General features: G+C 48.6%; 10 protein-coding genes and 1 riboswitch. Of the genes, 6 read left to right on the top strand and 4 right to left on the bottom strand.

What is annotated here, in order from left to right; all coding sequences use genetic code 11:
- Positions 1-126: 126 nt before the first annotated feature.
- The 4 genes from ACTHRH_RS03630 (at position 127) to ACTHRH_RS03615 (ending at position 3,010) form a co-directional block, all read left to right on the top strand.
- Positions 127-318, top strand: a complete 192-nt coding sequence (locus ACTHRH_RS03630; RefSeq protein ID WP_440414169.1) for a cold-inducible protein YdjO-related protein — start codon at positions 127-129, stop codon at positions 316-318.
- A gap of 28 nt (positions 319-346) precedes the next feature.
- On the top strand, positions 347-541 hold the full coding sequence (locus tag ACTHRH_RS03625) for a sporulation protein Cse60 (RefSeq protein WP_144932935.1): 195 nt from the start codon (positions 347-349) through the stop codon (positions 539-541).
- 211 nt (positions 542-752) lie between these two features.
- Entirely contained in the window at positions 753-2,261 is a 1,509-nt protein-coding gene (locus ACTHRH_RS03620) for an ATP-binding protein (RefSeq protein ID WP_440414167.1), read from the top strand.
- 299 nt (positions 2,262-2,560) lie between these two features.
- Entirely contained in the window at positions 2,561-3,010 is a 450-nt protein-coding gene (locus ACTHRH_RS03615) for an NUDIX hydrolase (protein WP_186328176.1), read from the top strand.
- Between the two features lie 32 nt (positions 3,011-3,042).
- On the opposite strand, the gene ACTHRH_RS03610 is transcribed toward ACTHRH_RS03615, so the two are convergent.
- On the bottom strand, positions 3,043-5,187 hold the full coding sequence (locus tag ACTHRH_RS03610) for a sulfatase-like hydrolase/transferase (protein WP_440414164.1): 2,145 nt from the start codon (positions 5,185-5,187) through the stop codon (positions 3,043-3,045).
- 284 nt (positions 5,188-5,471) lie between these two features.
- Between ACTHRH_RS03610 and ACTHRH_RS03605 the strand changes: the two genes are divergently transcribed.
- On the top strand, positions 5,472-7,256 hold the full coding sequence (locus tag ACTHRH_RS03605; protein ID WP_440414162.1) for a lamin tail domain-containing protein: 1,785 nt from the start codon (positions 5,472-5,474) through the stop codon (positions 7,254-7,256).
- A gap of 214 nt (positions 7,257-7,470) precedes the next feature.
- Here the strand turns inward: ACTHRH_RS03605 and ACTHRH_RS03600 are convergent, their stop codons facing one another.
- Entirely contained in the window at positions 7,471-8,712 is a 1,242-nt protein-coding gene (locus ACTHRH_RS03600; RefSeq protein ID WP_440414160.1) for an Nramp family divalent metal transporter, read from the bottom strand.
- Between the two features lie 78 nt (positions 8,713-8,790).
- The gene (locus ACTHRH_RS03595) at positions 8,791-10,014 is read right to left on the bottom strand and encodes an MGDG synthase family glycosyltransferase (RefSeq protein WP_440414158.1); all 1,224 of its coding nucleotides are present in this window, start codon (positions 10,012-10,014) and stop codon (positions 8,791-8,793) included.
- A 194-nt stretch (positions 10,015-10,208) separates the two neighbouring features.
- Positions 10,209-10,344: riboswitch (cyclic di-AMP (ydaO/yuaA leader) on the top strand.
- 11 nt (positions 10,345-10,355) lie between these two features.
- Here ACTHRH_RS03595 and ACTHRH_RS03590 point away from each other — a divergent pair.
- A complete protein-coding gene (locus ACTHRH_RS03590) occupies positions 10,356-11,231 on the top strand; it encodes a CAP domain-containing protein (protein WP_440414156.1) in 876 nt (291 codons plus the stop codon).
- Between the two features lie 57 nt (positions 11,232-11,288).
- Here the strand turns inward: ACTHRH_RS03590 and ACTHRH_RS03585 are convergent, their stop codons facing one another.
- Positions 11,289-12,497, bottom strand: coding sequence for a hypothetical protein (locus tag ACTHRH_RS03585; RefSeq protein ID WP_440414154.1), 1,209 nt, complete (start codon positions 12,495-12,497; stop codon positions 11,289-11,291).
- Between the last annotated feature and the right edge of the window lie 170 nt (positions 12,498-12,667).

Here is a 12,667-nt window from a genome sequence, read left to right as displayed (position 1 = left end):
GGGTGGTGATGACGCCATGCATGTTCTTGTTCTTGGAACATAACACCTATCAGCCGTTCGCAGCTTGGATTTGAGGCTGCAGGAGCAAGTCCAACAGGATTATAATAGAACAGGTGAAGGATGGATATGAAAAATTTTCCTAACAAAAGCAAATCGGAGAAGGAACCTCCTGTCATTGAGGCGAAAGTATGGATATGTACGGGAGATCAGTGTCCGGGCTGGATGCGGGCGGAGTTTACTTTCGCGGAACAGCCGGAATGCCCGCTGTGTCACTCGGAGATGAGCCTTGGGGTTAAAGTGGTGCCTAAAATATCGTAAACAATATCTCCACGAAAGGGGAACTTCTATGATTCAAGTGAAGGAATTTTTAGATACTCATAATTCATCCGCCGAGAAGAAAACGAACGATTTTCTAGCGACTCTACGTGACGATCAACTGATTGATATTAAATATTCTACCGGGATGAAAACATTCGGCACGACAACGGAGCAAAGAAGCTATATTCTAGTTATTTATAAAGCCGACCCACCTTCCAAATAGTAGAACCGGATCTGTGGCAGGCTTTCCGGGGAACTCTGTCTATCCTGAGTGAAGTCCGAATAGTGGATCAGACAGTCCCTCGCTCGTTTCAGCGCGCCTGAACCGTCATTGACGGCAGGGCGCTGTTTAATTTTATGCAAAGTAAATTGCTGAATAAAGCAGATTTCATTATGCTTGTAGTATTAGATGCGGGAAATTAGGAGAGCTTGCCATGAAAAGACAGATCAGGAGCTTATTTTCGGGTAAAAATATGCTGATATATTTTTTTGTCGTGATTATACCTGTGCTCGCGTCTAGTTATCAATACTATAGCGTAATAACCGGCAAGATAGAGGGCAGGCTGTCCGATAAGGTCATGAAAGAAGCGGTTCAGAACAGTCTGTATATAGAAAATTTTATGGTAGAGACCGTGGGCAGGATCGAAACGCTGGCTCTGACCATATCGGCCAAGGATAATCCGGCATGGATTCAAGAGATGCTGTCCAAGATGCATCAACTGGATCCCCGTTTCTCAGGTTTTATCTGGGCATCTGACACCGGTCAGATTCGGCTCAGCTCCATTCCATTCGACGGAAAGCTAAATTTGAGCGACCGCTCTTATTTTACCGAAGCCATCCGTACCGGCCGTTCTCAAATATCGGAAGCTTATTTCGGACGAATAAACGGAAATTACATTGTATCGGTGGCTACGCCTGTTATCGATTCCGAGGAACAAATTATCGGGGTATTGATCGGAAGCGTCAATCTTCAGGTCATGAGCGAGTATGTTAATCAACTGTCCAACTCGGAAGTCCGGCTTTATGATCATTATGGGAATTTACTGTTTCTGTCCAACTCTTCCGGCAAAATTCGTCATCCGGTTTCTGCGCAATACGAACTGAATAATGTTCCCTGGAAGCTGGAGGTCGTCATTGACCGCTTTCATCCGGATTTCTCCGGCAGGCTTCTTCTGTTTGTCGTCTTTGCGTTTATTCTGGCGAATGGTTGCTTTATGATATTCCAGCTGTGGAGGATGAGGAGAAACCTGCAGAAGGAAAGGGAGCAGAATGAGGCGCAGAAGCTGAAATTGATCGGTACGATTGCAGCCAGTACGGCCCATGAAATTCGTAATCCTTTGACAGGAATTAAAGGCTTCATCAGTCTGCTCAGCGAGAAATACACGGATGAGAAGGATCAATACTTCTTCAGCCTCATTAAAAAGGAAATTGACCGGATCAATTCCATCGTCAGTGAATTGCTGATCATCGGCAAGCCCGCGGAGACGGAGGCGACCCAGGAAGTGAGTCCGCTTGAAGAGATCTTGACGGATATCCTGCCTCTGATAGAATCGGAAGCCCATCTGTATAATGTGAGCCTGCATGTTGATATTCCTGACAGACCTCTGCCCGTCCGCTGCTCCAAGGTCCATATCAAGCAGGTTCTTCTGAACCTCGTCAAGAATGCATTGGAGGCGATGGTTTCCGGAGGAGAGCTGACGATTAGAATACTGGCGGAGAAGCAGCAGCTGACGATTATCGTATCCGATACCGGAATCGGGATGTCCAGGCAGGTCGTTAAGGAAATCTTTACTCCTTTCTTTACATTAAAACCGAATGGCACCGGATTAGGGTTAGTCGTCTGCCAGAATATTATTGAAAGCTGCGGTGGGGTTATCCACATCGAAAGCGAGCCCGGCAAAGGAACGGATGTGTTCATCCGTCTGCCTTTGGTTCAGACGTAGGAATCTGTCCGGCGAAGCATAACAAGTTCCCAATTCCAATTCAAGCCATACTTTGCGTTCGAGCATCCCTACTTCATTATAGGGGGATGCTTTTTATTATTGGACTGCTTTCGTAAATTAGGATAAGAAATTGGGCTTTGCTTGCATTTTTTGCTAAAATAATAACCAGAGTTCTCGAAGTCGGGTGAAAACATGGAACTAAGCAGAAAATAATCCATAAATCACTTTACTTCCTGGCAAACGGAATTGGGAATCAAACCATCGAGTTCAAGATGCATAAGTTGAAGGAGTTTACGATTATGATCCAAAATGAGCGGAGCGATGAATCGATCCAGGTGGTTAAGGTGCTGGCCGTTCATCGGCACAAAATTGTGATCGTCAGACAATTCAGACGGTCTATGAACGAATATACGTATGAGCTTCCCGGAGGACGGCTGGAGAACGGGGAGCACCCCAAAGCGGCTGCGCTTAGAGAAATGCAGGAAGAAACCGGATTGAAATGCAATCGTCTGACCGAATTGGGGACTTTCATCGATTCGGAGCGAAGAGTGGCCGCCGGTTTATATTTCACTAATGACATCATAGCGGAAGGACCCCAGAATCTCGAGCCGGACGAACGAATTGAGGTTCGTCTGGTTGGAATTGAAGAGGCGCTCTCCAATGTCCTTCATCGCAGATGGAGAGACCCGAGACTCGGGGTCGCCCTTATTCTTGCCCGATCCAAAGGATATTTGGACAAGAGAGGATAAGTCTGCCTTCGGTAATAACGGGGCAATCGGATTCATTTCGTACCGGCACCGGCATATCCCCCTCCCTCTGCCGCAGAAACGGTTACAGTCCAAGTTTCCGATTCGGCTATGACCGTTTCCTTATCGTCAAGAATTTTGACCTGCAGTTCCCATTGGCCTGGCTTATAAATATCAGATTGCGGGTGAACAACGATCTGCTGCTCGCTAATCCATTCGGTCGGCTGAGGCTTCCCGTTTATATAAACAACGCTAAGCGGGGCGAAGGCCCGGCCCTTAATCGGGACAGATGCCTCCTTAGCTGTCAGGGGCAGACTCTGGCCGATCACCAGCGGTTCGGTGGGGAAGGGTCCCAGTATCATTGGATCATATCCTAATGTGAAGCCGGGCTGCACAATGCTGTCCTTCCATCCGGAGTAGCCATGCTGCTCCCCGAAGAGAATATCATATTGCAGCGCTTCATATTCCTTAAGATCTTCGTCGCGTACTCCCATTCTTACATAGTAATCTTTGGGCGGAATGACCGGGATACGGCGGCCCAAGTCAAGCAGGTAATCGGTATAATAGCTTCCTCCGACCTTAGCCAGTTCCAGAATATAGGGGCCCAGGAAAGAAGGGCTGAGGTTAATGGCCTCTTGCTTGTTCGGCAAATAGTTGTTCCATACGATAACGGGTACACGGTACATTTTGTCAAGAAAGTCGGGGTCATTCTCCTGCAAATACCCTACATCTTTGTAAACCTTGTAGTCATCCCCGAGGAAAGGGAGATGATCACCGAAGAAAGCGAGTATAGTCGGTTCCTCCGAGGCGCTGAAATATTCCACCAGCTGCCTCAGCATATCATCCGCCCCTTTGGTCCCTTGAGCATAAGTCTCCAGCATCCCTCTGGATTCCTCGGACATTCTGCCCTCCACCCGAATCGTATTTTGCTTGAATTTCCCCGGATAATAATGAAAGTGGTTTTGCATCGTATTGGCGAAAATAAATGCCGGGCCCTCCGTTCTTTCGGTTTCGGAAATAATGACGTTGGCGACCTCTTTGTCCGCGATATAAGGGCCTTCATATACCGGCTTGAGAAATTCCATACTAATATATTGGGAGAAGCCGAAGTATTCATAAACCTTATCGCTGTTGAAATACCAATGGTGGAAAGGACTGATGGCTTTCGCCGTGTAGCCCTGTCTGGTTAGTATGCTTGCGAGGGAATCGACCGGACGGTTGATATATTGATTATAGGCGATGGAGCCTTGCGGCAGGAAACGCATGGAAAGGCCCGTCAGCACTTCAAATTCGACATTGGCCGTACCCCCTCCGAATTGGGGGGATAACAGCGTGCCGCTCGGATAGTCGTTCTGCAGAGAGTGATAGAACTCCAGAGGGTCCCGGCTGAATTTAACGTCTTTAAGAACAGTCGGATCCCATAGAGATTCGCTCAGGACTACAATGACGTTCGGTGGCCGGGACTCTCCGGCCGGGGTCGGCGGCTGATACTGACCAACGATGGCTTCTACCGTATCCGTATCCATCCTGTCTTGGGAGTTTTGGAACAGAAGCTTCACATTCATCAGCGATGCGAGGGCGAATCCGTTCTCCTTGACATTGTCCGCCTGGTTATAATCAATCGTTTCGAAGCCTAACATCTTCTGCAGGGGAGGGAAATCCGTATATAGAAAGGTCAGAAGCAATAAGGAAGAAGAGGCGAGAACCCATCTTTCCTTGCCGTATATGCGGACGTGAGAATGGGGAAGTCTGTATTGTAACCCGTAGCTTCCCGCCAGGAAAACAATAAGCGCGGCCAGAATGGGAAAGGTAAATAAATTTGTGATATACGGTATCATATCCCTGGTTTCGCCGGCAAGCAGGAAATCCCAGGGAAGCAGCGGGACATGGAGGATCTTCAGCTTGATCCCGCTAACCCATGAGAAAATAAGAATAACGGACCCAATGCTCCAATAGGCGGCCCGGGGTCTTCCCGTAAGGGCGGAAATAAGCAGCAGGAAGCCAAGAACGGTCAGCACATTGAAGCCAAAGTGGGCGAAGCTCCGCCATGTCCACTCCAATGTCTGGAGTGCATTTCCACGGCTAAGCACCTCAGAAATCCATACTATCCAAACGGAAGACAGAATAATTACATATCTGGATTTCGCATATCCGGCCACTGGTTTTACCCATCGGTCCATGCCATCGCTCTCCCGGAACAGTTAAGATTTTGTAAATATATGATTACGCTTACACATTATATCAGGGAATTTCTTGTTGTTAAAGAAGGAATTTTATTACATAAATGATGAAAAATATTCGGTAGTATAGCGGTTCACTAAAAATTGGGACTGATTTTTGTTTTCGTATTAGGTCATTTTATTTTGAAAACTACAAAAATTATTTGTATTTTCTGTTGATTTTGTGGAAAATATTGAGCATTATTATTATGATAACGTTATCATCGAAAATAAGGAGGAGAATCATGAAGTTTCGAGTCATTATTTTTTTGTTGATTTTTTGCTTGGCGGTAGGGATAGGTGGGCAGGTTGGTTATTCTTCACCATCGGATATTCAAGAGTCAACTCAGGACAGAATTACCCAGGAGGAAATAGGCCCGGTACATCGGGTTCAATCTCCCAATTACCGGGATCTGGATTCGGTAAGCGAACAGGGGCCGGTCATTCCCGGCTTGATGCAGGGCCTGATCCCCCAAGGAATTGCTTATTACGAAGCGATGGATTGGCTGCTTGTGTCTTATTATCGGGATAATGGTCAACCGAGTGTGGTAAGTGTTATCGATGGAGCAACCGGACAGTTCGTCAAGGCACTGGACCTGTACAAAGACGAATCCACGCCGTATACGGGTCATGCAGGCGGGTTGACGGTAAGCGAGAAGCATATGTGGGTAACCTCGGAGAAGAGCGCCTACGCGGTTAAGCTGGAAGATCTGATTCAATCCGCAGACGGGGGGCGGCTTGTTTTCTCGAGTATTACCCGCACGGAGACGAATGCTTCTTTCGTCACTTATGATTCCGGTATTTTGTGGGTGGGCGAGTTTGCCAGATTTAATTTTAATACAGAGCCGTCGCATCATATGAGAAACCGGGAAAACATCGAGCATTCTGCCTGGGTTGCCGGATACCGGCTTACAGACGAGGATTTGATCGATACTTCTCGGACGGTTGAGAAGACCAATGCGGCCATTCCGGATCTTCTTCTTTCCATTACAGACGAAATTCAAGGGATGGCGTTCGTGGACGGGCATATCCAGCTCAGCCAGTCTTACGGCCGGACGGTAGAGAGCTCGCTGCTGACTTACCGGCTTTCCCTGGATGAATCACCGCATGCCTATACCGACCGTTTTGGCAATGATCCGGTTCCTATCTGGTTTTTGGACGGATTGAATAAGGTTCATACTGTTGTTATGCCCCCGATGTCGGAAGGGATTGTCGAGCATAACGGCCGTTTGTATATTTTGTTTGAATCCGGGGCGGAAACTTATCGGGACAGCTTCTATCCCGTTGACCGCGTTTACGTTGCCGATTCCGGCCGACTGCTAGCGATGACCCCTACGGTTCCCGGAGCATCGGGAGAAGCTTCGCTCTTGATCACCGAAATGGTTGTGGCTTCACCGGGTGAGGGAGAGCCGTACGAATATATAGAGCTCTATAATAACAGTAATCGGGCAATTGATCTGGCAGGTTACAAAATGTATTACTATTACGACCCGGCTCATCCGGAGCTCTGGAATACGAAAGTGACCAAATGGCTGATAATGACGGCGAAAGATGTGGATCCCGGCGTGAAAGAGGAGACGAATACGGTGATTAGACCGCATCAAACCAAGATTGTTCGGCTCAAGAAGCCCGGTCATTACGACAAGACCGTCGCGGATTTCAATGCCGCTTACGGGACGAAGCTGAAAGCTGGCGATTTCGTATATATCAAGCTTGCGCAAGGTCAAGGGCTCTCCAATACGACCCAGAGATTTCTGGCTGTGGTGGCGCCTAGAGGGAATCAAGTTTTTGATCGGATCAGTCATGTAACTTATAATGGCAGCTCGGAGAATCCTTCTTCGGAAAGCTGTGGAAGCGCCGATCGCCCCTGCGATTTTGCCGTCGGCGAAAGCATTATTTATTATTATCCGGAGGAGAGTCCGGCAGGAGTGTTGGGAATGGTGAGGAAGGTTCCGCAATCTCTTCATCAGACCCCGACTCCGGGCAAGCTTCTGCCCGAGCAGATCCGGTCTATCGCCAAGGGAAGATAAATTCAATAAGGTTGCTCCTATTCTTCATAGCTCCACAATGGTTAAGCTCCTCAAGTGCAAGTGAGAGTTAATCCGGACGGCTATTCTTCGAAAGATGTAAGTCCGAGAAAAAAACAAAAAAGAGCGGGCGTTGGAGGGAACTTGCCCCCGGCCTCGCTCTTTTTGTCTTAATTTTAAATTCGGATCCGGATAAACTTGATTGCGGCTGGGATCACTAAGAGAAGAAGATCGTGCGAATGTTGTTAACAGCCAATACTATCAAGACCAGAATCCCAAGAATGGCCACGATATTTTTGAACCATGTATTCTTCAGGTCGCCCATAACTTTCGAATCGTTGGCAACCCTGTACATGGCAACACCGATAATAGGCACGATAATGACGGTGATGGCTTGGGCGAAGATGATCATATTCAGAGGCACCGCCCCAAACAGCAGGGCTACGATTCCTCCTACGGCCATTACGGCAAGAATGCAGATTCTCACGCCGCGTTCGCTTAACTTGCTTCCAAGTCCGAGAGATTCGGCCAGCATAACCCCTCCGATGGTAGCGTTCCCGGTAAGAGAAGAGAAGGAAGCACCGAACAAGCCGATTATAAACACGACGTTCGCCCAACTGCCGAAGACAGGCTCCAGAGCTTTGCCGATATCGCCGGCGGTATTGACTTGAATGCCCTGGGGCAGAAGAATGGCGGCTGAGCTTATCATAATCATGGAGGAAATCAGTCCAAGAATGATGATCCCCGTAAAGCTCTCTTTCACGCCGTCTCTAAGCCGGTCCTTAGTCAGTCCCTTCTCCTGCACCAAGTAGGATTGGTAGAAGGCACCGACGATACTGAAGGTAGTGGCTACCAGCCCGATGATAAGCAGCAGGGAGCCTTCGGGCACCCTCGGGACTAATCCGCTCAAGATGCCGCCGATACTGGGCTTGACCATGATTAGGGTCAACAGGAAAGAAATAATCATTAGAGCGACCATAACCAGCATCATTTTTTCCAACACTTTGTAGAAATTTTTGGTAAAGAGCAGAGACATGCCAAGCAAAGTCGTAATGATCACCCATACCGGCGTTGAAGTCTGGGTCAGATCGGCAATGGCCAGCCCCGAACCGATGGAATTTCCCGCCTGAAAGGAAGAGGTGACCAGGCAAGCACCGATCCCGATGACGACTGTAACGGCTTTACCCCATTTCTCACGAATAACCGACAATAGGGAACGGTTCGCAGCCATCCCGATTCTGGCGCTCATTTCGGTAAAGGCTAACATAAAACAAACCGATATTACCATGACCCACAGCAGATCGTAGCCATAAATGCTGCCCAGCTTGGAGGTAAGCGTGATGCTCCCAGGCCCGAGGACCAGTGCCGCTGTAATCAGGGAAGGGCCTAATGTGCCCAGCCACCGGGCTAAGGACGAGGAAGATGTTCTGCGATCTGGCAGTTGAGACGGGTTGCTCATTCAGAATACCCCCTTGACTTAATGATGAAGCGCTTACGTAATTGTATTTTAGTGAGCGTATGTTTAAATGACAAGTCTTTAATTTGTCTTTAAATTGAGAGAGGAGGTAAGCTCCTTAAGAATTCGATTTGTGATTTTATCCGAAGCGCCGCCGTGGCCCGCAAATCGGTCATAGGTGAAATTTATGCGGTCCGAATCGGAAGCATTCCACAACGCTTCCATATGTTCGTTTATGCTTTCTCCGGTTAACATTTTCATCTTGGCTTCCATTCTTTCCCGTTCAGATCGGTCTAAGGAAGTCATCATTCCGATCTGCTTGACTAACTCGCGGGGACAGCGGGCAATCGCTGCTACGCCTTGACTCTGGAGGTACAGGGCGTTATCCGCTTCCTGCCCCGGCAGGGGGCGATAAACAATAATGGGAAGGCGGGAGGCGAGAGCTTCCGTTAATGTGATTCCTCCGGCTTTGGTCACTATGCATGCGGAAGAGGCCATCAATTCCGCCATTTGTTCAACGAAGCCGTAAATCTCCACATTCGGGTCATTCCCGAAATTTTTTGCGATGGAGTTAAACAGGGCCCGGTTTCTTCCGCATACGACAGCTATACGGGCATCCTTCAGTTCTCTGCGAATGAGGGAAATCACCTCGGATAAATTGCGAAGAATACCGTTGGCGCCGGCCATTACCAGGACCCGGAGGAAAGTGCGGGCAGCTGCCGGATCCCGGTCGGACATGGTTTGTTCCCTGAGATGTACGGATGGAAAGGAGGAACGGATCGGTATGCCGCTTACGGCAACGCGTCCGGGATCGATTCCCTGCTCGAGAATGGATTTCTTCAAGTCGGGGGTGGCTACGAACAACAGGTCATATTCCGAGTATATCCAACGGTTGTGCAGAGCGAAGTCCGTCAAGATCGTAAACGTAGGAATGTTAGCTCCGCTTCTTCCGCGAATGGCAGGCATCGGAAAAGTACAGATGAGAACATCCGGCTTCTCCCGGGAGATCAGCTGCATCAGCTTCTTGGCCCCCCATGCTTTCAACCCTTTGTTCAGCATCCGCTGAGGCTTCATACTTTGGGTACTTCTATATATCCAGCCATAGATGTACGGGAAATATTGGGAAGACATCTTGTAGAACTGTTGAACAGCCCGGTCCAAAAATGGATACGACTCCCCATATAAGTCCACGAGCTTCACTGCCTTGAACCCCCGCAGGGATAAAGTCTCCTGAAGAGCCCGTGCCGCCTGGAGATGGCCGTCCCCGTAGCTTGCATACAGAATAAGTGCTTTTAATCCATACATATAAGCATCCGTCCTGCCCTTGAAATGGAAGAGAAGTATTATTGCCGGTTCGCCACATAAGATGATCTTTTACGATTGAGGTATATGTATTTAATGTGTTCTCATATGCGGAAAATCATGTACCGTATCAGGGCAATTGGATGAATTACCAAACATTGTAGAATGAAAGGGCTAATCTAGCATGTTACAATCTAGTAGAAATTCGGCCGAAGCACAATCTAGTGCGCGGGGGAACCAATAGTGGGGGTGAAGCGGCTTTGCAAGCCGTAGGGCGATTACTCTTTGACCCGAACCCGTCAGCTAACTTCGCAGGCCAAACAAAGAGGAGGAAACTGAACACCATGAAGAAACACATTAAGAAAGTTGCTCTTTCCGGAGTTTTGCTCGTGGGGACTATGTTGTCTGCCAATGCAGCATTCGCTGCTCCGCAAACATTTCATTCTGGTGATGCAGTAAACCATATCACCAAGAAGTACGGGATTGACCTTGAATCCTTGTTCAAGAATCATCCCAAGTTCAGCAAATTTATCATTATAGGACAAGACGGATTTAAGTTTGATTTCTCTTGCAATCCTATACCTGACAAAGGAAACGGAAGCAAGCCTGCACCATCCAAGCCGGATAAAGGCGATCAGGGAAGCAAGCCTGCACCATCCAAGCCGGATAAAGGCGATCAGGGAAGCAAGCCCGCGCCATCCAAGCCGGATAAAGGCGATCAGGGAAGCAAGCCCGCGCCATCCAAGCCGGATCAAGGCAATCAAGGAAGCAAGCCTGCACCGACCCAGCCAAACCAAGGCGATCAGGGCAACAAACCTGCCCCGACTCAACCTGACCAAGGTCAATCCGATATTTCTCAATATGCTAAAGAAGTAGCAGAATTGGTGAATCAGGAACGGGCGAAGGCCGGACTGAAGCCTCTGCAGCTGGATTCCGCACTTTCCGCTATGGCGTTGGATAAAGCCAAAGATATGTATCATAACAATTACTTTGACCATAATTCGCCAACCTACGGCTCTCCGTTCGATATGATGGACACTTACGGCATCAAATATTCATATGCCGGAGAGAACATTGCCAAAGGCCAACGCACACCCGAGGAAGTTATGAATGCATGGATGAACAGCCCGGGCCATAAAAAGAACATCATGAGTCCTAATTTCACCAAAATAGGCGTAGCTTATTACCAAGGGGAATGGGTACAAGAATTTATCGGTTAATAAATATAACCAAAACGAAAGAGACCGACACTTATGCGTCCGGTCTCTTTTTTTTCATCATGAGTCCAGGTCTTTCCAGCCTCCATAAGAGAAGAAGCTGATTCCGGCAGCCCCCGCTTCTTGAGCGGCAAGCTTATATTTTTCCCAAAGAGGTTGATCGATCGGGAATTCGTCTGACCGCAGCAGCCCTGCATATAGAGGCACTTTATTTTCGGAACGGGCTACTTGCTCCCGGATGATCTGTCCGAAGCTTTCGGGGGTGAGCCAATAGTTCATGGGGCAAACAAAATCCATCAGCCCTTCCTTGATCCACTCCCACCATTTCTGGCCGAACTGCTCATATTCACTGCCGGGATGGAAAGGCTCATTTCTCAGTTCGTTGCCGTAAGGCGAATTGTACCAGATTGCCGCAGACAGCTGCGCTTCCTTGCGTTGAGCCGTGATCTCCCGCCGGATATTTCGAACAACTCCGGTAATCAATGAGGATCGGAACGCGTACCAATCCTCCGCATGATGCTTCAGAATCCAATCCGCCCGCTGCCGGGTCTCTTCCAGCTCGTCAGGGATCGAGAGATTAAACTCCCGGGCAAACCTTTCCAGGCAGCGCTTGCAGAAGCAATAATGGTAAGAACGTCTGAGATGCAAATGACGGCCAATTGGAGGATCATTATAATGATTGAGGGCTTGTTCCACAAAGAAGGTCGTTGTCGTCCCGTTCGCCGTCGTCAGCTTCAGAGGCTCCCCGGCACGGGGAATAACCGTCCAATGCCCCGCCTGATTCGTATCGATAGACAAGCGGCTCTCATAATGATAGAAACGGATGAAATCCAGATGAATCCCTGCCAATCCGGGATGCTTGACCAGCATATCTTTGCAGCGGCCGGCAATGAACGAGACAACATCCGGATTCGAGGGATCCAGAACATAGCGGCGGCCTGCCAAAGGCTCGTCCCAATTGGAAATTCCTTCATAATCGACGCAGTACGCCTCCCTGGATTGGAAAGGAAGACTTGCTCTATCTTCAGCCCGAAGCTGGAGGGTACCGATCATCCCGTGTATTTCAATGCCTGCCTTTGAGCACGCCTCCACGACCGAATCCATCTGTTCAGCGAATTCCGCCGCCGGATTCGTCCAATCGTGCAGATGAAGCAGAAGCTTGCCCACCCTATGCCGTGCGCACCACTCCACTAACTTCTCTGTATCCTCTAACGTCCAATTCTTATTTCCGATATACAGCCATGCCGTGTTTTGCCTAACTGTTGTCATTAAACTAACACCTCTCCGTTCTTTTTCCGGCCTCTCAACCTAATTTGAAGGCCGCCTTGCCTTGCAGGTAAGTCCATTATAGCCCATCCTTCGTCGAGCTCAAGACGGAAAGGGACAAGCTTGGGCAAATAGTAATGAAAGTACTAAAAAAAGTAATCACTGTCCGCTAT

The sequence above is a fragment of the Paenibacillus sp. SAFN-117 genome, from assembly GCF_051966115.1.
GTDB classification, from domain to species: domain Bacteria; phylum Bacillota; class Bacilli; order Paenibacillales; family NBRC-103111; genus Paenibacillus_L; species Paenibacillus_L residui.
This window is presented reverse-complemented; position numbering and strand designations above follow the sequence as displayed.